This window comes from Thalassotalea sp. Y01 (genome assembly GCF_012932945.1).
Lineage (GTDB): Bacteria > Pseudomonadota > Gammaproteobacteria > Enterobacterales > Alteromonadaceae > Thalassotalea_A.
This window is the reverse complement of record NZ_JABBXG010000001.1, coordinates 523808-544431: the sequence shown is the minus strand read 5'-3', so window position 1 is coordinate 544431 and position 20624 is coordinate 523808. Positions and strand designations below refer to the sequence as shown.

The following is a 20624-nucleotide window of genomic DNA, read 5'->3' as shown; positions in this document are numbered from 1 at the left end:
AAGCCGTTAAACGAAAAAACCCGCAGTATTATGTGCGGGTTTTTTCGTTTAACTGGTTTGTTTTAATGCACCAATAAACGCCCGCGGCCAAAAGGTAGCAGGAGAATCAGTAATAAAGTTGCACTAAAATACTTATTCATAAAAATAGGGTTTTTATTCTAAAACACGTTATTGCTTAACATTAGAGCCTTTACTTGACGCTGTCAACCGAAAAATATTGGTTTTTGAGTACAAACCTCTATATCGGTTTTTTGTTGCTGGCAACGATTCCATAGTTGCGACCCTGTGATACACTTAACACATTCAAATTCATAAGCTTTTGGGGGTAATTTGACCACCAACAACAAATATTTGTTCTATGTCACTTTATCTTACTCATTTAGTGTCTTAAGACCGATCGAACAAGAATTGCAAAAACGCGGTCACCAAGTGGCGTGGTTTATACCCGATGGCGCAGAAGCGGAAGGCTTTATTGATGCGGCAGATAATCGCTTGCTCGACATGAAAGCGGTCAAACAATATAACAGCGATGCGGTACTCGCACCGGGTAACTATATCCCTGATTTTTTCCCTGGAGTTAAAGTGCAAGTGTTTCATGGCTTTGATTCGGGTAAGAAAAATAAGTTTAATATTCGCGGTTTTTTTGATTTGTACTGTACTCAAGGGCCAAATATTACCGAAGCCTTTAATGCAATTAATGACGGTACCTGCGAAGTGGTTGAAACCGGTTGGGCAAAGCTTGATCCCTTGTTTACTGAGCATGCCGATACGCAAAGCTATCGCACCGACAAACCATTAATATTTTATGGTCCAACATTTTCGCCAAAACTGACCAGTACCTATGATTTGTATGAACAAATCAAGCGTCTTAGTGTCAATAAAGAATGGCATTGGATTGTTAAATTACATCCCAAAGCAACTGCAGAAGAAATTGCCATGTTTAAAGCATTGGAAAGTGACCGTTTACGCTTTTTAGAAACCGGTAATTTGATTCCGTTATTACAAGCCTCAGACGTTTTGTTGTCTGATACGTCGTCGATATTGGCGGAATTTGCACTGCAAAACAAACCTGTTGTCGCTTATAAAAATAGACGCCCGGAATCTTGGATGATTAATTTTTCCGAAGCTGAGCAATTAGAGCAACAATTAAGCTATGCTCTTAGTGCCGAACAAAAATTATTACAGAATATTGAGCAGCATTGTGATGCAATCCACCCATACCGAGACGGCCAATCAAGTGAGCGTGTTGTCAACGCCATAGATGACTTAATTGCCCGGGGCACAGGCCATTTAAAAAGCAAACCGCTTAATTTGGTGCGCCGTTTGAAGATGCGCAAGAAACTAAAATATTACCGTTGGAAATAAGGCCATGTTTGACTGCAAAGTTGCTTACTACGTAAATAACAATATTCAGCATTTTCCGCCCGTGTACCGCTTGCAACAGCGGTTGCCAGGTCCGGTAATTGTGCGTGGCAAAGATATTCTTAAATATATCAAAGAAAAGTATCCTGAGATTGGCGAACGCACTTATTACATTCGTAATCGCAATAAAGCACGCGCATTTTTAAAAAAGCACAAGATGCGCGCTGTGGTTTACCCTATGTTTAAAACACTTAACTTTGGCTTGAGTGTTGAAATTTTTCATGGCGGCTTATCCGATAAACGTTATTTAGAAAATGCCTATATTTCGATGTATGATTTGGTTTTGTTTCCTGGACAGAAGTCAGTCGATAAAGTCGCCAAAGTTGATTTGGTTGAGCACATTAAACGCTATGAGGTTATTGGCTACCCTAAATTTGATCCGCTAATAGATGCGTCGTTGGATTACACCCCGTTGTTTGATAATGGCAAACCAACCGTGCTGTATGCACCAACATGGGTGTCCGAAGCAAAAGAAGGCGCAAAAGGGCATAGGTTCTCATTGCATGGCGAAAGTTCTTTGCCATTATGGGGCCTAGATTTGGTTAAACACATGCCTGAAGACATCAATTTAATTGTTAAGTTTCATGCGCTTGTCCAGGGTGGGGCAGACTCGGTAAACCAACAGATGGAAGACTATGTTAAACAGCATAATCTCGAACATCGAATCAAGATCCTGTATGCCGATAACATCTTACAATATATGGATCAATCGGATGTGATGATCTCCGATATCTCATCGGCCTGTTACGAGTGGTTCCACTTTGACCGACCAATTGTGTACGCGAACCCGGCACCTGAACACTACAAGCCAAGTGATGATATATCGTCAAATACGTTTGCATGGCAGGCTGGCGATGTGTTGTACAGTGCGGCAGATATTGAACCGATCTTAAGGCAAAATTTGGCTGCTGATATTCACCAGCAAAAACGCAATGAAATTTTTCATTATTCGATTTTTCAGCCCGACGGTCAGGCCACGGATCGTCAAGCCGAAGCGATTGAAGATTTGCTGCAGGAATACCAAGATGTGCCATACAAAACCTTTATTCGTGATAGCGCATGGCGCCATTTTAGACGCAATATGTATTTGCAATTGGTGCTTAAACGCAAAATAGATAAGCTGGAAGGCCTAGAATAAAACAAGGGCCTGAAGGGCCCTTATTTTTTGTCTTTGCTTAAGCCGTTCGCGGCAGCTTAAATACGGCGGGTTATTTTAAATTGTACTCGACATTAAAGTAGATATTAGGCTTTGAGCTGTCATCGACACCCGGTTCAATAAAGCTCGACTGGCTATAATCGCCACCTATGGTGTATTTAAAATGCCCCTTTCGCAATTGATACTTAACGCTAACCATCAACACTTCTTCGTTAATTTTAGTTAAGGTATTGCCTAAGTCTGGGTTGTTTGGGTACCAATCACTATTGTCATAGTTTAAATCAAGATATCTGAATTTGACTTCCCAACTGGATAACTCGTTCAATTGCGAAATAAAACCTAAGACATAGGTTTCAGCGTCATTTTCATAGAGATTACCCAGCACACGGCGCTCATAGCGCATGCCGCTGCGATAAATATGATGTTCATATAGACAGTCGCCAACCCCATAACGGCTGTCTTCTTCGCCCAAACTCGCAGGTGTACAGTCGGTATAGCTGTCGGTATATTCGAGGTAAGCACGCCAGTAATGATCTAGGGCGCGAAATTGCGTATCGATACCGTGGGTCCATACTTTCTGACCGATTAAGCCGCTGTTTTTGCTGTTACCATCTTCGCCGATAACCTGGGTATAGATTGAAAATGGGAGATCAAATAATACATTGCTATAGCGTAAATCCGCGCCGGCGAGTTGGTTGCCAGGCTCTAGACCTTGCTTCTCACACTCTGCGGCTGACAGTACACAGTTGTCGTCGCCTTTAAGCACGTCCCAGAAGGTGCTTAAATCACTCGGTCTATCATCACCTGCCCACTGTGCTAAGCGTGTAACTCCGAGCTCTAGGTTTGGCATAGGCTTGATGGTCATACGAAAGCCCCACAACAAAGTGTTTGGTACGTGACGATCATCTTCAAATTGATTCATAAAGGTTGTCGCCGTCCACGGGATATGCCATTCGGTGAATGGAAACTTGAACGGTTCAGAGGTTTTGCGGGTGATGGCCAAACCGGGCATTGGTCGAGCATTGTTGGTTAAGGCTAGGTTGGTATCCCAGCCGGGTCCCCACCAGCGGCTGTATGCGCCGGCACTAAAGACCCAATTACCCCAAAACATGGCGATATAGCTGTCATCAATGCGCGCTTCTTCATCGTCTTCGGGATCATTTACCACGGTTACAGATAATCGTGCGGCTAATTGCTCGCCCATGTAAGTGAGCGTACCCTGGGCATTATTGTCATCTCGGTATTCTTCGCCAAAACTGGTGTAGCGTCGATCATTACCGGCAAAGTTCATCTCCACATAATGTTGGTCTCGGCCAGCTCGACGCATGTGTTGGGCAATATGCCAATAGGCGTTTTTGCTTTCTTCATCAAGCTGCTCTGGCTGTATTTGCTTAAAAACACGACCAACATCGGCCCACATTATCGGGAATGTGGTCAGCGGTATATTAAGGTGGCCTTTATCGGCTAGCAATTGCAAATCTGCTCTAAGGTAAATGTTTGAGGTATCTATCCAGGGTTCGGCAAGCACGCTGCTGTGAAAAGCCAAGCCAGTAAGTGCAGCCAATGTCGCTGTTTTGAAGGAGTGTTTCATTAAGTTTCTTATTATCAGTTTGCTATGCTTTTCAGCTTAAAAGTATAAGAGGAAGTACTTAAAATACAAGCAACTAAATGAAAACCGCACCTATATAGATGCGGTTTTGAGTATTACGTTGTTGTCGATAAAGACGGTAACCGTGTTGCTATCCTTCGTTGTAGATCTTATCTAAAACGTTACGCAGTTTGGTACTTGAAGTGTGTGACGTATACGGGAAGTAAACAATTTCACAGCCTAACTTGGCAAATTCTTGTTCGATTTTGTTCCATTTGTCGGTGCCTTTCCAGTCATCACCAACGAACATACGATCGAACTTATAGTTGTTCCACGCTTCCATTTTGTCATAGTTCATTTGCGGTACAACTTCGTCAACAAACTTGATGTTTTCAACTATTTCCATGCGCTCTTGGAATGGAATGATCGGCTGTTTATTTTTCGCCGACATACAAAGTTCATCGCTGGTAACACCCACAATCAGGTAGTCACATTCTAATTTTGCACGTTTCAATACGTTCAGGTGACCGATATGAAACATGTCAAAAACGCCGGTGGTATAACCGATCTTTTTCATGATATTGCCTTTTCTAATCTATTTTTGTCGCTGATACTGGTGTGACTTAGTATAGCTCTATTCTTTGCCACGCAGTTTACACAACTTATTGGCGTTTTAACAGCAGCCTTAATCTTGGCATAAATAGTCAACAATACGTTGACTGGCTTTACCATCGAGCGTACCTGCTAGCTTTTCTGACATACTCAGGCGCACCTCTTGCAGTTGCTCAGGGTGTTGATATTGCTGTTCAACAAGTTGCTGTAAATGCTTGTAATCTTTAGCGTGCACGGCAATATTGGCGTACTCGCCGTAATCTTGATCCATGCGCTTATTAAAGCGAAACTTCAAAGGACCACTGTAACTTTTACGCAACTTTAAGAAGTCGCACCAAACAACAGGTTTATTTAAGGCGGCAAATTCAAATAACGCTGAAGACGCATCGCTGATCAGTATGTCGGAGCTCGCCAAAAATGGCACTAATGAGTAGTCTTCGACCTTTGCCAAGTAAACGTTATCAAACGTCGCCCAGTGCTCTAGTAGTCGTTTTTGCTTGCGGTACTTTTCTTTGGCGATGGAAAAGTAGTGCGGTTTAAGCAAAATATTGTATTGTTTGAAATCTTCTGGCCAATTTTTAGCAAACTTTTCAATCGAGCTTGGGTAGAACGTCGGCGCGTACGTCAGCGTTGGTTTGTTATTATCCAGACCGAGGTCCTGCATATCAAAGCCTGGTTGTTGACCATTGATGATAGGATCGAGTTTGCAAAAACCAACGTTGACGAACTCATCATTTGGGTACATCTCACGCAATCTTGAACAACGGTATTCGCCTTCAACAAAGCGCACCGTCATCGCGATATCCGATTTGGTGTAGTAACTGGCTTTTGGGCCGATACCATGACCAAGTTGGGCTGATTTGCTTACTTGGTGCACGTCATCTAAATACTTAAAGGCATTGGCAAAAAAAATCCAATTTGGCTTGTGTTGCAGGTAGTAATCTCTCGCTTGCTTATCGCTATCAAGCCAATGCACACTGAGTTGCTCTTTGGCTATGATCTGTTTTATCACGGCATCAAAGATGCCGTGATAAAACACAAAATGAGTTTCTATGCCACGTAGGCTCAGTTCTTTATGTACCGGAATGTATTGTGGTAAATAATAAAGGTGCAGTACGTCAAAAAATACCTTCATGCTGGGAGGTTAGCCCCAAGATGAATAGTTACTGCGACGACGAGCAGCAAATCTAGGGATGATAAGACCCATAATAATACCTATGGCCATAACACCACCGCCGTAGATAAACCAAGTCAACATGATGTTCAATTCTTTGTTATCTAACGCTTCTGCCGCGGTTTGATACTGTTGAGTTACCACATCATGTTGCTTTTGCAACTGATTAAAACTCGTTTGCAGTTCATTAATTTTGCCGTTGGCTTCGCTAAGCTGCGACTCCAAGGTGTTGTTGGTGCTGACTTGCTCGGCTAAATCACCGTTAAGTTCTGACACGACAATTTTCAATCCAGGTGAGCTTGATACGTATTTGGCATCAACCCAACCGTTACGGTTTTTGCTATCAACCAGTTGTTGGTAACCGTTTTGGACACCACCAATTAAGGTGACTTCTTCACCGGCATCCATGCTTCCCAGAATACGGTACTGAGTACCTGGACCTGAGTGAAAATAAATAAATAACTCGTCACTGATGTAGGCTATTTTACCATCGTTTTGTTGCTGTGCGACTGACGCAAATGGTACAGACAAGATCATCAGACTTAAAAATAAACGTAATAACTTCATTGGGCTTTCGTTGTAACAATTAGTTGCTACAAATACTAGGTGTTTGTAACAGTGATGGCAAGATGTGAAGCTAAATAGACCCTGATTAAGCGGGGAAGTTTCGATAAAAACAAACAGTTGTTTATAAATTGTGCAAAAATTGTTTATTTTGATTTAATCTTCTGTCAAATAGGGGACAACTTGTTTTATGTGCTCAGCAGTGCGAAGACCTGCCTTGCCGTCCAATCGATCAAACATAATTTGGTTTGCTGTTTGTCGACCTTGTTGTAATGACGGTGGATCGCGTAGCGCCTGTTTGATGGCATCAGTGAGTTCATCAATACGCTCTATCTGAATGCTAAAATTAGCAATCAATTCTTTGACGTGAGGTACGGTACGTTTGCCATCTGCGACTTTGAACGTCACCATAGGTTTGTGCAAGGCACAGCATTCCGCCAGTATAGAGCTCGTATCACCAATGCAGACATCGCTAATACCTATATAAGGAACAACATCAGGGCTATCGATAAAAAATACGCCAGAGTAGGATTTTATGCGTTTTTTGATGGCATTACTGGTCCAAGGGTGCACGGTAACCAAAACATTGTAGTGTTCGGTGAACACATCCAATTGATCAAACCAAAGCTCTATTGCTGACACTTTAGATTTGTCCCAAGTAGCGGTAAACAAAATCGTCGGCTTGTCATTATCAAAGCCGATGCGCTGCTTGAGTTGTTGCTTAAAGTCGCTGTCATATTGGCCATTTAAAGCGGGGTCTAATTTTGGGTAGCCTTTAGCGACACCGCATCTTATACCGGCTTTTTGGGCACGTTTTACTTCATCCTCGCTGGTCATATAGAAATAATCGAGCAAGTTATAACCTTTGGCATTGGCAAACGGTTTGAAGGTATACGGGCCGTGGCGCATGCCTATTTTCGTTATCTTGCTGGTAGGGAATTTGTAGCCAGCCTGACGACACATAATCACTGCTTTTGGAAAGGCTGGATATACTTTTGCCTCAATGCCAATATCACGTAATTGTTGCTGCACTTTTTTATTTTTTGCCAATACCGAAACCTTTGGCAGGTGGTGTTGTACTTCTCTGAAAATGTGGTAATCAAGGGTGTTGGCACAATACAGCATCACATCGTCGGTTTTACCGAGCATATTCAGCACCGACCAAGTTATCGAATAAGGGATTTTAATTAGGTAATAGCTCAGTACCACAGGTGGCTCCTTATGTTGTTATTGTTGTTAAGTTAGCCTTGGTTTCGCTTGTCATGATTGGTGAGCTGATAATAATCTTGGTACCAATTAACAAAGCGACAAATACCTGTAGCGATATCGGTCATTGGTTTAAAGCCTGTGACAGCGAACAGATCATCGCTATCAGCAAAGGTTTGATAGACATCCCCTGGTTGCATTGGCAACATATTTTTAATGGCTTTGATGCCAAGTCGCTGCTCTAGGGCGTCAATAAAATCAGTAAGGTTGACCGGTTGGCCATTACCTATATTGTATAGTTTGTATGGCGCCGATGACTCAGCGGCGGTGCCGGTTTCGACTTGCCAGGTAGGGTTTTTGCTCGGCACAATATTTTGAATACGAACAATGCCTTCAATAATGTCGTCGATGTAGGTAAAGTCGCGGCGCATTTTGCCATAATTAAATACGTCAATAGGTTTGCCTTTGACGATGGCATCGGTAAATTTAAACAGCGCCATATCAGGTCGCCCCCAAGGGCCATAGACGGTGAAAAAACGTAAACCGGTTGTCGCTAAGTCATAAAGGTGAGCGTAGCTATGGGCCATTAACTCATTGGATTTTTTTGTCGCCGCGTACAGTGAAACTGGGTGGTCGACGCAATCGCTTACGGCATAAGGTGTTTTGTTATTCAGCCCATACACCGAGCTTGATGAAGCAAACACAAGGTGCTCAATGTTATGTTGGCGACAGCCTTCCAATATTGCTAAATGGCCGTATAAATTATTGTCAGCATAGCTAAACGGGTTATCTAAAGAGTAACGCACACCCGCTTGTGCTGCGAGATGTACCACGCGTTGGAATTTGTGTGTTTGAAATAACTGTGAAACCGCGTCTTTATCGGTAAGATCAAGTTTTACAAAACAAAATTGTTTATTGCTCAATTGCGTTTGTAAGTCATATAAACGCGCTTTTTTGAGGGCGACATTGTAATAGTCATTGAGGTTATCAATACCGACCACCTCATGACCTTGCTGACACAGTTTAAGCGCCAGATGGTAACCAATAAACCCTGCAACGCCGGTAACTAAAAATCTCATTAGCACTCCTAAAGTTTCCTGCCTCGAGAAGTTCCCATTTACTATTCGTGTATTTGAAAAGCATATTGTTGTTCCGTTAGAAAAAGCATAAGACAAAAACTGAAAAAGTAAAATACATATAAAATAATGACTTATAAGCTTTAGCTAGTTTAAATAAACAAGTTTTATTTGAAAGCCTGGTCAAGCTTTTGTATTGTTAGGTAATTACCTATTATCGAGAGTCATTACTGCCCTAGATGGACATCGAAATTGAGCTCAAGTATCTGCTAGAAGATACTGATGTTGCGCAAAAACTTGCCAATTTGCTGACCCAGCACAAACTAACATTTTCTGAAGGCCAGAAACGGTTAAATAACACCTATTTTGATACCCCTGATTTAGCGCTTAGACGCCAAGATATTGGCTTGCGTATTCGAACTTTCGATGATGGCAGTAAAGAACAAACGGTAAAGTTAGCAGGGCAGGTGATCGGCGGTTTACATAAACGCCCAGAATATAATGTCAGTATTGATGTCGAACGACCAAACTTAAGCTTATTTGCCGACGATATTTGGCCCGAGGCTTTATCGATTAATAGTGTCGCTAACGACTTAGTGCCTTTATTTACCACCAATTTCTCACGTCACTTTTTCCATATACATTGCTCTGATGGCAGTGAAATCGAGCTGGTGTTTGATCAAGGTGAAATAAGCAGTGGCGAGCGCTATCGTGATATTTATGAAATAGAATTGGAATTACTCAGCGGTGATCCGCAGCAGCTGTTTGAATTGGCACAACATTTATTTGCTAAATTCAATATGCGACCCGGCACGCAGAGCAAGGCGGCACGAGGATATCAGCTATCAGGTATTTATCAGCGTCAACAGGTCACTCCAGATAACAGCGAACCAGCGCCGACTCTATTTGATACGCAAACCAAAAATTTACGCATTGATTTAGATAAGAATTTGTCTATACCTGAATCGTTTCAAGTCGGCATGCAGCAATGCTTGGTTCATGTACAGCGTCTTGTCAGTGAGTTTTTAGAAGAGCCACACCTTTATACCTTAAAGGATATCAGCGACACATTAGCGCTTACCCGTCATGGTATTTGGCTATATAGAGATTATTTGCCTACCCAGCCGAGTGAGCAATTAAGACAGCAAATTAAAACTATTTTAACGGAATTATCTTGGGTTAAAACCGCAACGCAAATTAAAGAGCTGACCAAGCGCAAAGGCAGTTATCGTAAAAAAATTGAAAAGAACGAAGAGTTACTGGCAACGTTAAAAGAGCAACGTCATGAATTGATGAACATGCAGGAAATTAAGTCACTGATGCTAAGTGAACGATTTAATATGCTGCAGTTAACGATGTTGCAATTTGCCATTGCCGATCTACATACGGAATCAATTCACACCAAACTAATGGATCTGGCACCGAGTTGGTTGTCGATTAGCCTCGATACTTTGCAGCAAAGTATGCCTGCCGAGAAAGCCTTTTCAACCACCGATTATATTAATCATCATCAAAAAGTTGTGTACAGTTTGTTGACCGGAAGTTGGTTTGGCCGGTTATACAACAAAGACGAACGGCGTCAATTTCGTGGGCCTTGGCTAGATATTCACCATGGTATTGATGAGTTGGAGACCTTATATTTTCTCAAGCATTATTTGCAACAACGAGAACAAAAAGCACCAGCGAAACTGGTTGCTTGGATAGATGATAAAGTGGAAAGCTTGTTGTTGGCACTGGAACACACCCGTAAGGCGGCGGTTGTCGCATCACCATATTGGCTGAAGTAATTGGCTTAACTGTCAAATTAATCGTCGTTAACAAATTCGATTAGCTCGTCCATTAAACGTCGTTTAATTTCAAGTTGTTGCTCTGCGTCGATACCGTATTTTTCACCTAAAGCTTGATAGTCATCAGGACTCAAGGATACGGTAAGTCGTGGTCGTTTAGGTTTTTTGTGGACACTCAGGCCAAGAATCTGACGAATTTGATCGGACGGGCTAAGGCCTGCTTCGACCGCCGCTTTGCGGATCTCTTTTTGAACTTTCTCATCCATATCAAAGGCAACTTGCACCGCTTTCACGGCCTTTACATTCGATTGCCACTTGTCAGGAATTTTACGATTATTCATATTAGCTTCCTGGATACATATCCTTGATATCGGTTAATGGACGATACATATGTAAAAAGACATCGGTATCACCATCGTCCCAAACTTCTAAATCCATGCCAAATCGATCGTCAGAACCTTCAAGCTGATACAGCTCAAAACGCTCTCCTTGATCTTTGCCTTGGTATTCGCTTATTTGCTCACTGCGATGGTCTTTGCGGTGAAAATAACCTACTTTAGCAAAAGTATATTGGCGATATGTGTCACTCGACCAACCGTCACTGACCGGCGTATCACTGTGCTTGTCGATGATGGTTTCACCTTGCTCAAAAATGTTTGCGAATTGGTCAAGATCAAACAGTTCGGCGACATCGTCGTCATTAAGCTTGAGGGAGATTTTTAAATAAGTTTCATCGTCTTTGTACAAAGACAAATAGATTTGTGTATTGCGGTCATCGATCAATACCCATTCGGTTTCAGTATGATGTTCATATTCATAACTGTTGACGGCGCTGACTAAAAACTGGGCACCTCGCAATAGTTCAGGTAGGGCAAAAGAATCATCAAAGATAAAGATATCATCGACCTTTAAATCATCGACTCTGTTTAGCTTGCGTTGCTCTTCTGGTTTACCAAATAACTTTTTAAAAAAACTCATGGTGTCCTCAAAAAAAGGGCGCAGTGGGAGTCTGCGCCATTGAAACGGCTACTTTTGTTTCGCTTTGATGCGGTCAAGTACAGAATTAGCACTGTTATCTTGATTACCGATACCTGCTTCTTTAAGCTGTGCTTCTAGTGAGTTATCAGAATCTTCAGCTTCTAATACTTCCGCCGCTTTCAACTGGTCATCAAACTTTTGCTGTTTCGCTTTGATGCGCTCTAATGAGTCCTTCGCGTTTAACAACTTAGAGTTGCTTGAGGCAAAGTTGTCGGTAATTGCCGACGTTGCTTTTTGCACGCTATCTGTGGTTTTCACCATAGACAACTGACGCTTGTATTCGGCAACTTGACGCTCAGACTTCTTCACCAAATCTTTTAAGCGATTAGCGTTGGTGCTAAAGCTATCCAAAGCTTGCTGCTGAGTGGTAAGTTCATTTTCTAGATTGGCAATTTTCTCAGCAACTTGTAGTGCTAATGGTTCGTTGCCTTTTTCCAATGCTTGTGTTGCGTAACCTTCGTGTTCGCTAATGTCACGCTTAATGCGGTCTACGTCACGTGATGCTGCCATTTGCTGAGCCATAACTGACGTTAGGTCACGCTTGGCTTTAGTCAAGTGATTTTCAGCATCGCGGATTTCTTGTTCAAAAATACGCGTTGAATTGGCATCTACAATACCTTCGCCAATTTCCGTAGCACCGCCGCGAATTGCTGTCATAATTTTTTTGAAAATACTCATAATGTCTCCGCTATGGTTTACACCAAAAATTCATCCATATCATCGATAACTTCGATGGCATTATTACTTAGCACTGCTAGTTCGTGCTCGATATCGGCAAACGCCGATGAAATAGACAGGGCGCCAAATATGACGTACTTGTCTGCAATTTTCGAAAATGAAGATAGTGGCATTGGAATACTCATTTCCAACATTGCCTCTAACATCTCAGTTCGTTTTTCTACTTTTACTTCGTCTTCACCCCAAAGGTAGGTGATGCATAAAACTTGATCTTCAGTGACCGACAAGAAAACGGGTAACTCTTCACGCCCATTGATGGTGATTTGCAATACATCAACGTCCCCGCTAATCGGTTGGCAGTCAAAGCCTAAACCGGTAAGTGAGTTATCTCCAAGTCCGTTTAGGTGATCGGCAATCTTATGAATGTTCATGATTATCCTCATTTTGCATTTTTTGCTGTCCGACATAATATGTCAACGATACTAACTTTAGCATGGTGACATAATATGTCAATTAAAATTTTAAACTATTTGTGCACTACATTTGTTCGCTTATTGCAAACTGGCATTATTTAGACCTTGTTGCGACTGCCAAGCTTGCTGATGATATTGGTAGACTTGATGCGACCCTAAGTAGTTCACTTTTACCTGTCCCGCTTCTGCGTAAAAATTTTTAGGAAATATAAACGCGCTTTCGAGCATGGCTAAGCTTAACCAGTCTGAGGTTATGGGCAATTGTTGCAACTGCTGTAAACGAGTCAGTGGCGACGCGCCTTGCTTACTGGCGATGGTCCAACCCCATTCACCAAAGCTCGGCACGTTATCATGCAATTGTTCTACGTTGGCAAATCCTGCCGCTTTAACGGTTTTGCCTATTGAGATAAACGCCTTTTTCGCATGGTATGGGCTGGTCGATTGAATGGTGAGCAGGCCATCTCCCGCTAACAGTTGTTTGATTCGGGCATAAAAGTTAACCGAATATAATTTATTTAAATCCGGGTGACTCGGATCTGGTAAATCAATAATGATGGCGTCGAATACCTCGCCGCTGGTTAACAGTTTATCGATGTACAAATAGGCATCGTCATTGATCACATTAACGCGCTCGTCGCGCAAACTGCCCTGGGTTAACTGTTCTATACGTTTCGCCAGTGGTGCCTCTAAATGCTGCTCTGGTTGGCTAAATATGTCGACCAGTTGTTTATCTAAATCGATCAAAGTGACATCTTTAACAGGCCACTTTAAGACCTCACGCAATGCCAAGCCATCACCACCACCAACAATCAGGATCTTTTCTTGGCGAGCTGAGCCGGCGAGTGTTGGGGTGACCAAATAGCTGTGGTAGATAAACTCGTCACTTGATGAGAATTGCAAACGCGCATTGAGGTAAAAATTAATCACCGGTTCACTGCCGCCCATATTGCGTTCAGTGAATGTCAGTTGCTGATAGCGAGTTTTTTGACTGTGAGCCACCTTGTCTAAGAACAATAAGTTGCTCATATTATTAAGCCATTGACCACCGTATTGGTGAATCACTATGATCAGCATCAGCAGCAGTACATGAAAGCCAACCAATAGCTTTTTAAATCTTAATTTGTGCCAGAATCGATAAATAAATACCGTGCCAGCGACCAGGTTTAGTGAAGCGGTCAGTGCCGCGGCTTCGGAAATATCGATGGCCAGTAACACCGTGACCCAAATTGCCGCACCAATACCAGCACCAATATAATCGGCGCCGTACATTGTGCCAAAATTATGCGCAAGGTGCTGTTTGTGTTGTAGTTCACGGATACGAGCGACCAATGGAATTTCCATACCAATGAAAAACCCCAAGATAAAACCAAATAGGTAGGGGGTTTGCATCGCCAGCTCGGTGAGTTGTTTAAACAAACCGCCGCTTGGCATTGCGTCATTAGGTAATGCCAGCAGTTCATTGATGGTTTGTGGCAGTATTTGGGTAAAACCGATGAGGCTGGCGATAATAAGGATACTGGCGCTGCCTAACAAGCCAATGATCAACTCCAATACAACAAAGCCTTGGAATGCATCTTTGATTGCTCTTGCCGCAAATGAGCCTAAACCCATGGCGACAATCATCAGCCCTATCATGGCATAAATGGTACTTTCCATTATGCCCAGTACGCGCCCCGCATAATGGGACAACAGATACTCGTATATCAAACCGCAACCGGCTAAGACAGCCATGGTTAGGATCAACAGGACATCGTCCCAAAATAGCCGCGACGAAAAACGATTTTGCATCGCTGCCAGCATGCCTGAAGAATTGCTCACAGGTTATACTGCCTATGCCATTAAACCAGTTAATATCATCGCTATGGCAATGCTGATGGCCATTTCAACCGCTGCCACACCAACATTGTGTTGTTGATCGACTTCTTCAAACATATTGATGCCAAATAAGATGATGCGTTTAGCAAAACTGGTCAGTAGTGACACCAATACCGTCATTGCCATGCCAAACACCAACCAACCCAGCAGGTTTTCAATGATGGTTTCTGGGCTGTAAATTAAAAAGTAACTGGCAGCTGTAACCGCTAGGGCGGTTGAAATGATCTGTCCGCTGTAACGCAATGCTAAGGCAATTTGACCGTCAACAAAGGCATCTTGCATAGAATCGTGTTGATTATTTCTCGCATAATGGGTTTCACGAATTCGGGTAACCAGTACCAGCATAACTTGGGACACAATAAAACCACTGAAAATGGCAACAAAGGTGTAGATACTCAAACCATCTACCCATATCAGCACGGCACGAATAACGATAGCCGTGGCGATGACACTAGCAGCATCGACAATACCAACGGTGATATTGCGTTTGCGAATTTGCTCCATTTTATTGAGCTTGTTTAGCGCCATTTTATCATGCACAAATCGGCCCAGTTTGATCAACAGTAAACCGAATAAACCGTAGGCAAACATGCCAATCGCTTCAAGCTGGTAGCTTGGTGCGCTTTCGCCGGTGATGGCGCCAGAGAGAACGATACCCAGTGCGGCAATAGAGCCTGCAACCGAAATACCAAACGCAAAGTTATCTTCTTTAGCGAGTTCGTCTTTCGTATTTACTTTTGCCGATACACCAGAAATAAAACGCATGGCGGTTAACAGCACAATCGCCACAGCAACGTCGATGGCTAAAAAGATCAGGATTTCCTGATTAATCGCTGTGATATTAAATAAGTTACTCATTATATTTCCTGTTATTTTCCGCGTCTGAAACTGCGTGTTGTTTTTGTTCTACTGTTTCGAAAGCTCGAATTACTGGCGTATTTTGATTTGCTGTTGCTCTTCGCGTATTTTGATTTTGAGCCGCTTTGTCTGAACTTACTGCTTTGTTGGGCAGTGACGCTTTGACGAGACAACCCTGAAGAACCGGTACGGTTTTTACTGTAGGTGCTGGTAAAGGTTTTGCCCTGGCTGCTAAATGATTTGCGTGTACGCGTTTCAACTTGCTGTTGCTTACGGTACTGCTTTGGTGAGGTGTAACGACTGCGACCATAATCGTTGTAATAACTGTAACCACGGTTACGCCCCCAGCGATTGTAATAAATACGATCGCTTAATGAGCTGAACATGGCATACATGCCATACCACTGCCAAAACGACATGCCGGAGTTATCGGTTTGCCATTGGCCATAAGATGGGTTGCCGACCAGTTGCGAACCAACGCCAAAATCTTGCGCATTGTTAGCCGCTAACTCGTCGGATTTACTCATCGCATTGACACGAGGTAACTCGCCATTAGACATATCGGCCAATACGTTAAGCGGGTCGCTAAGTGCATCTGAGTACAATACTTTGTCAGCGGCTTGATAGATATTGACCAGTTCTTCGTAGCGAACCTGGTCACTGGCAAACATAGTGCCTTGATTTTTAACGGTGTCTAATCGTTGCAATAACGCCAGATACATCGGCCCTTGAACAGTGGCATCTTTACGAAATTCGTCAATCAACTGACTCATATCGGGATTGCTTGTGGCGAGCTTGTCGGCGTATTGATTGATGAGGCTGGCGTTACGTATTTCACCGTTTTGCAAAGCCCATGATAATTGTTGCAGGCGTTTCTCTACCAATGGTAATTGGTCTTCAATTTTGGCAACGTAAGGATCCCCGCAACCGGTAATGAATAAAACCGCTGCAAGGATTAAGGCTTTTAGGTACGGCATTACGTCTAATTTCCCTTTTTAATGCTAAGGTCATTATAATGACCAATGCTAAATAGCTTACATCGCATGACATAATATGTCCAATGTTAGATGTAACAAAGTGTTGTGTTGACACCTTGGGTGTCGTTACTTTAGGCAAAGAGTTGAACCAAATCAACAGAGAATATAAATATGAGTGAACCAGCTCAACCCGCTTTACCTGAATCCTTAGTCAGCAAACAAGAAAGTGCGTACCGTCGGCTCAACGAAACTGCGGCTGAAGTCGTGCAGCAACTTAATGATGTGCAAATAAGCCAGCTAAAAAAAGCGTTCGCACTCAGTGATTTTTTAGCGGAAAATTTTTTACGCCGTCCACAATGGATTATCAAGGTGACAGGTCAACTTGGTACTGAGTTTATGGCTAAGGTTGATATTAAGGCCGAGGTAGCTCAACAATTAAATGCCTGCACCAGCGAAGCGGAACTGCACAAACAGCTAAGGGATTTACGCAACCTATATATGTCGGCCGTTGCCTATGCCGATCTATGCCTCGATGCACCATTGCCATCGAGTCTTTATAACTTATCACATCTCGCTGACGCGCTTATAGATGGCGCCAATCAATGGCTTAGCAAATATTGTCAGCAACTTTGGGGCACGCCAGTTAATAGTGCCGGTGAACCGCAACCTCTGCTGATTTACGGTATGGGTAAGTTAGGCGGCAAAGAATTGAATTTTTCATCGGATATCGATTTGATATTTTGTTTCCCCGAAAATGGTGAAACACAAGGTGGACGACGCAGTCTCGATAATCAGACATTTTTCACCCGTTTAGGGCAAAAACTTATTGCCGCTCTTGATCAAGTTACCCTTGATGGTTTTGTCTATCGTGTCGATATGCGATTGCGACCGTTTGGTGACAGTGGTCCATTGGTACTGAGTTTTGCAGCAATGGAAAGCTACTATCAGGAGCAAGGGCGTGATTGGGAACGCTACGCAATGTTAAAGGCACGCTTGATAGGTGATAGCCCATATCACGGACAACTAAGCGCCATGTTACGCCCATTTGTATATCGCCGTTATATTGATTTTAGTGTGATTGAAAGCTTACGACAGATGAAACTGATGATCGCGCAAGAAGCAAGACGGCGACAACTTGGCGATAATATTAAGCTCGGTATTGGTGGCATTCGCGAAATTGAATTTATCGTTCAGGTTTTTCAGTTGATTCGTGGCGGTCGTATAAAGCAACTTCAACAACGAAACCTGTTAACAGCATTGCAATTATTGGTAGAGGTTGAATGCATCAGCAGTGAGTCAGCCGCACAATTACGCCATGCCTATGAGTTTTTGCGTCGCAGTGAAAACGCCATTCAGGCATTTAACGATCAGCAAACCCAACAATTACCGGTTGAAGAGCATAATCGTCAGCGCTTGTGTTATGTGATGGGCTTTCAAAGCTGGGACGATTACATGCATAGCTGCAAGCAACATATGCAGGCAGTAAACGCCGAGTTTTCATTACTCATTGGTGAAGAGAGCAGCGCGAGCGAATCAACACAAGAGCATTGGCAAACCCTATGGCAAGCAAATTGGCAAGATGAGCAGGCGTGCGAATATATCGCCAGTTATCAAGCAAACTGGCCAGCAAAAGAGATGTATCAGGCGTTGCAGCACTTTCGCGCCGAAGTCGCTAAGCGCAGTTTGGGGAGTCGCGGTCGCCTTATTCTCGATAAATTAATGCCGGTGTTATTGCAACTGCTCGAGAGCGAAGCGCAACCGTTAATATCTCTACAGCGGGTATTGCAAGTTTTAAGCAAAATCGTCACACGAACCGTTTACCTAGAATTATTACTGGAAAACCCACCAGCTTTTAATCAGTTGTTGTCGTTATGCCGGGCCAGTGCATGGATAGGTGAGTATTTATCGAAATACCCATTACTACTCGATGAGTTGATAGATCCTAAGCTATTGTTTGCGATTCCAAAGCTTGGCGATTATCAGCAAATGATGATTGAGCAAATGATGCGTATCCCAGAAGATGATTTAGAAAATCAGATGGAAGGATTACGCCAATTTAAGCAAGCTAAACAACTTAAAATAGCCGCTGCAGATATCACTGGTATCTTACCTGTGATGCAAGTCAGTGATCATTTAACCGCCATTGCTGAGGCCAGCATTGCAACTGTGGTGAATATCGCGTGGCAACAAATGGTGCACCGTTATGGTCAACCAAATGCGACATTGGGCAGTGACGACAAAAAATTTGCGGTATTTGGTTACGGCAAATTAGGTGGCTTAGAGCTGAGCTACAGTTCAGATTTAGATTTGGTGTTTGTGCATCAATGTGATGCCAATGATGTGACCAGTGGTGACAAGTCGATAGCGTCAACGCAGTTTTACTTAAAATTGGCACAGCGTATTATGCATTTATTCAATACGCGCACAGCAAGTGGCATTTTGTATGAGGTCGACATGCGCTTAAGGCCTTCCGGTAATTCGGGTTTGATGGTGGTGCATATCGATACGTTTGCACATTATCAACAAAAAGATGCCTGGACCTGGGAGCATCAAGCGTTAATTCGGGCGCGTTTTGTCTGCGGAGATACGGCACTTGAACATCGCTTTAAGCAAATCCGCCATGATATTTTAACGCTAGCGCGAGACAGTAAAAGCTTGGCTACAGATGTCATTAACATGCGCCGGAAAATGCGCGAACATCTCGATAAAAGTGCGGCGCAGTTAATGGATCTCAAACAAGGCTCAGGCGGCTTGGCCGATATTGAATTTTTAGCGCAATTTTTAATTTTGAATTTCAGCCATAATCACCCAAGTCTGACGACGTATTCAGATAATGTACGTATGTTCGGATCCTTGGCTGCTGCACAGCTTATCAGCGATGAAGAGGCCAACGGTTTGATTGAGGGGTATTGTGCGCTGCGCGATCAAGGCCATGCGTTGACCTTGCAAAACCAACCATCGTTGGTTGCCGATGATGCTTTCACGGTACCAAGGGACCTAGTCAAACACTGCTGGCAAAAATACTTGCTCTGCCATGGAGAAAAAAATTAGTGCTATGGATGCATATAAAAAAACGGACGTTACGTCCGTTTTTTTATATGCTGTAAATATTACTGCTTAATAAAACTTCGGGTCGCTTCTATTTGGCCGAGTTTTAAAACGACGGTGCAACCACATGTATTGTTCAGGGTGCTTGCGGATGGCTTTTTCTAACTGCTGATTAACGTGGATGATATCGGCTTCGTCATCACCGCTTGGAAAATCTTCAAATCCACCGACAAATTCAATGATGTAGCCGCTGCCATCGGCTTTTCGCGACGGAATGCCCATAATGGTTTGCACACCGGGTTGCTTGGCAAATATCATCGTGCCTATGGTGCTGGCGACTTTTTCGACGCCAAAATATGGCACAAAGATGGAGCGCTTACGGCCATAATCTTGATCCGGTAAATAGATCACCACCTCGCCATCGTCTAGGGCTTCTTTCATACCCAGCACATCGGATTTATCAAGCATGTATTTATTGGAGCGATCACGACCTGCGTGTTGGAAGTACTCCATTAATTCATTGTGATTTGGACGATAGAAAACAACCGTAGGTTGTACAAAACCAATGCCACGAGCACAGGCTTCAAGACATAAGTTATGCATGGCTAACAATAACACGCCAGTACCTTGCCGCTGGGCATTACGCAGAACGTCTTCGCCTACCACGTGAATTTTGCGCTTTAAGCGCCAATCTGGCCACCACCAACCAATGCCGGTTTCAAATAATGCACGGCCGGTATTTTCAAAGTTTTGCACCAACATGTGATGTTGTTGCTTTGCAGATAGTTCGGGAAAGCAGGTGGCAATATTTTTTTGTGCTATTTTTAGGCGAGTGCCGCCAAGTTTCATCATGCCGCGGCCGAGCAGGGCGCCCATCATCATTTGTAAACGATAAGGGAGCCAGGAAATGCTATATAGGATAAAAACACCTAGCCAAGTTGGCCAATATTTGGGAAGCAGGAAACTTGCCTTGAATTGGGTTTGTAATGATTTGTTTTTACTCAAGGTTTGGTCAACTCATCGAAAAGCTTATGATACACTATACCTAATAACAGCAATAATTGCCGTAAAGGCAGATAATTAACGTCTGCG

18 protein-coding genes are annotated in these 20624 nt (G+C 43.1%); 4 read left to right on the top strand and 14 right to left on the bottom strand.

Going from position 1 to position 20624, the window contains the following annotated elements; genetic code table 11:
* The first annotated feature begins 330 nt into the window (after positions 1-330).
* Positions 331-1365: a CDP-glycerol glycerophosphotransferase family protein gene (locus tag HII16_RS02180; RefSeq protein WP_169127067.1), complete on the top strand. Its 1035-nt coding sequence runs from the start codon at positions 331-333 to the stop codon at positions 1363-1365.
* Positions 1366-1369: 4 nt separating this feature from the next.
* The gene (locus tag HII16_RS02175) at positions 1370-2560 is read left to right on the top strand and encodes a CDP-glycerol glycerophosphotransferase family protein (protein WP_169127065.1); all 1191 of its coding nucleotides are present in this window, start codon (positions 1370-1372) and stop codon (positions 2558-2560) included.
* Positions 2561-2630: 70 nt separating this feature from the next.
* On the opposite strand, the gene HII16_RS02170 is transcribed toward HII16_RS02175, so the two are convergent.
* The 6 genes from HII16_RS02170 to HII16_RS02145 form a co-directional block, all read right to left on the bottom strand.
* The gene (locus HII16_RS02170; protein ID WP_169127063.1) at positions 2631-4169 is read right to left on the bottom strand and encodes a capsule assembly Wzi family protein; all 1539 of its coding nucleotides are present in this window, start codon (positions 4167-4169) and stop codon (positions 2631-2633) included.
* Positions 4170-4317: 148 nt separating this feature from the next.
* Positions 4318-4743 carry an adenylyltransferase/cytidyltransferase family protein gene (locus HII16_RS02165; RefSeq protein WP_169127061.1) on the bottom strand — a complete coding sequence of 142 codons (426 nt, stop codon included), beginning with the start codon at positions 4741-4743 and terminating at the stop codon, positions 4318-4320.
* Between the two features lie 108 nt (positions 4744-4851).
* The gene (locus HII16_RS02160; protein WP_169127059.1) at positions 4852-5913 is read right to left on the bottom strand and encodes a CDP-glycerol glycerophosphotransferase family protein; all 1062 of its coding nucleotides are present in this window, start codon (positions 5911-5913) and stop codon (positions 4852-4854) included.
* A gap of 9 nt (positions 5914-5922) precedes the next feature.
* Positions 5923-6519 carry a TIGR04211 family SH3 domain-containing protein gene (locus tag HII16_RS02155; RefSeq protein WP_169127057.1) on the bottom strand — a complete coding sequence of 199 codons (597 nt, stop codon included), beginning with the start codon at positions 6517-6519 and terminating at the stop codon, positions 5923-5925.
* A 153-nt stretch (positions 6520-6672) separates the two neighbouring features.
* Positions 6673-7725: a CDP-glycerol glycerophosphotransferase family protein gene (locus HII16_RS02150; RefSeq protein ID WP_169127055.1), complete on the bottom strand. Its 1053-nt coding sequence runs from the start codon at positions 7723-7725 to the stop codon at positions 6673-6675.
* Between the two features lie 32 nt (positions 7726-7757).
* Positions 7758-8801, bottom strand: a complete 1044-nt coding sequence (locus tag HII16_RS02145; protein WP_169127053.1) for an NAD-dependent epimerase — start codon at positions 8799-8801, stop codon at positions 7758-7760.
* A gap of 236 nt (positions 8802-9037) precedes the next feature.
* Between HII16_RS02145 and HII16_RS02140 the strand changes: the two genes are divergently transcribed.
* The gene (locus HII16_RS02140; protein WP_169127051.1) at positions 9038-10585 is read left to right on the top strand and encodes a CYTH and CHAD domain-containing protein; all 1548 of its coding nucleotides are present in this window, start codon (positions 9038-9040) and stop codon (positions 10583-10585) included.
* A gap of 17 nt (positions 10586-10602) precedes the next feature.
* On the opposite strand, the gene HII16_RS02135 is transcribed toward HII16_RS02140, so the two are convergent.
* The 7 genes from HII16_RS02135 to HII16_RS02105 form a co-directional block, all read right to left on the bottom strand.
* Positions 10603-10926, bottom strand: coding sequence for a hypothetical protein (locus HII16_RS02135; protein ID WP_135437963.1), 324 nt, complete (start codon positions 10924-10926; stop codon positions 10603-10605).
* A gap of 1 nt (position 10927) precedes the next feature.
* Entirely contained in the window at positions 10928-11563 is a 636-nt protein-coding gene (locus tag HII16_RS02130; RefSeq protein ID WP_169127049.1) for a DUF4178 domain-containing protein, read from the bottom strand.
* A 48-nt stretch (positions 11564-11611) separates the two neighbouring features.
* Positions 11612-12301, bottom strand: coding sequence for a PspA/IM30 family protein (locus HII16_RS02125; protein ID WP_135437961.1), 690 nt, complete (start codon positions 12299-12301; stop codon positions 11612-11614).
* A gap of 17 nt (positions 12302-12318) precedes the next feature.
* On the bottom strand, positions 12319-12732 hold the full coding sequence (locus HII16_RS02120; protein WP_169127047.1) for a DUF2170 family protein: 414 nt from the start codon (positions 12730-12732) through the stop codon (positions 12319-12321).
* Positions 12733-12852: 120 nt separating this feature from the next.
* Positions 12853-14574 carry a polyamine aminopropyltransferase gene (locus HII16_RS02115; RefSeq protein WP_169127277.1) on the bottom strand — a complete coding sequence of 574 codons (1722 nt, stop codon included), beginning with the start codon at positions 14572-14574 and terminating at the stop codon, positions 12853-12855.
* A 30-nt stretch (positions 14575-14604) separates the two neighbouring features.
* A complete protein-coding gene (locus tag HII16_RS02110; protein WP_169127045.1) occupies positions 14605-15507 on the bottom strand; it encodes a DUF350 domain-containing protein in 903 nt (300 codons plus the stop codon).
* An 11-nt stretch (positions 15508-15518) separates the two neighbouring features.
* Entirely contained in the window at positions 15519-16484 is a 966-nt protein-coding gene (locus HII16_RS02105) for a hypothetical protein (RefSeq protein ID WP_169127043.1), read from the bottom strand.
* 171 nt (positions 16485-16655) lie between these two features.
* On the opposite strand from HII16_RS02105, the gene glnE reads away from it, so the two are divergent.
* Complete coding sequence (gene glnE / locus HII16_RS02100; RefSeq protein ID WP_169127041.1) at positions 16656-19535, top strand: bifunctional [glutamate--ammonia ligase]-adenylyl-L-tyrosine phosphorylase/[glutamate--ammonia-ligase] adenylyltransferase; 2880 nt, start codon at positions 16656-16658, stop codon at positions 19533-19535.
* 66 nt (positions 19536-19601) lie between these two features.
* On the opposite strand, the gene lpxL is transcribed toward glnE, so the two are convergent.
* Positions 19602-20537: an LpxL/LpxP family Kdo(2)-lipid IV(A) lauroyl/palmitoleoyl acyltransferase gene (lpxL, locus tag HII16_RS02095; protein WP_169127039.1), complete on the bottom strand. Its 936-nt coding sequence runs from the start codon at positions 20535-20537 to the stop codon at positions 19602-19604.
* Positions 20538-20624 lie beyond the last annotated feature (87 nt).

Coding starts and splice junctions, on each gene's coding strand:
- HII16_RS02125 (WP_135437961.1), bottom strand. CDS start 12,301: ATGAGTATTTTCAAAAAAATTATGACAGCAATTCGCGGCGGTGCTACG.
- HII16_RS02110 (WP_169127045.1), bottom strand. CDS start 15,507: ATGAGTAACTTATTTAATATCACAGCGATTAATCAGGAAATCCTGATC.
- HII16_RS02175 (WP_169127065.1), top strand. CDS start 1,370: ATGTTTGACTGCAAAGTTGCTTACTACGTAAATAACAATATTCAGCAT.
- HII16_RS02145 (WP_169127053.1), bottom strand. CDS start 8,801: ATGAGATTTTTAGTTACCGGCGTTGCAGGGTTTATTGGTTACCATCTG.
- HII16_RS02105 (WP_169127043.1), bottom strand. CDS start 16,484: ATGCCGTACCTAAAAGCCTTAATCCTTGCAGCGGTTTTATTCATTACC.
- HII16_RS02120 (WP_169127047.1), bottom strand. CDS start 12,732: ATGAACATTCATAAGATTGCCGATCACCTAAACGGACTTGGAGATAAC.
- HII16_RS02160 (WP_169127059.1), bottom strand. CDS start 5,913: ATGAAGGTATTTTTTGACGTACTGCACCTTTATTATTTACCACAATAC.
- glnE (WP_169127041.1), top strand. CDS start 16,656: ATGAGTGAACCAGCTCAACCCGCTTTACCTGAATCCTTAGTCAGCAAA.
- HII16_RS02165 (WP_169127061.1), bottom strand. CDS start 4,743: ATGAAAAAGATCGGTTATACCACCGGCGTTTTTGACATGTTTCATATC.
- HII16_RS02135 (WP_135437963.1), bottom strand. CDS start 10,926: ATGAATAATCGTAAAATTCCTGACAAGTGGCAATCGAATGTAAAGGCC.
- HII16_RS02130 (WP_169127049.1), bottom strand. CDS start 11,563: ATGAGTTTTTTTAAAAAGTTATTTGGTAAACCAGAAGAGCAACGCAAG.
- HII16_RS02115 (WP_169127277.1), bottom strand. CDS start 14,574: ATGCTGGCAGCGATGCAAAATCGTTTTTCGTCGCGGCTATTTTGGGAC.
- HII16_RS02170 (WP_169127063.1), bottom strand. CDS start 4,169: ATGAAACACTCCTTCAAAACAGCGACATTGGCTGCACTTACTGGCTTG.
- HII16_RS02140 (WP_169127051.1), top strand. CDS start 9,038: ATGGACATCGAAATTGAGCTCAAGTATCTGCTAGAAGATACTGATGTT.
- HII16_RS02155 (WP_169127057.1), bottom strand. CDS start 6,519: ATGAAGTTATTACGTTTATTTTTAAGTCTGATGATCTTGTCTGTACCA.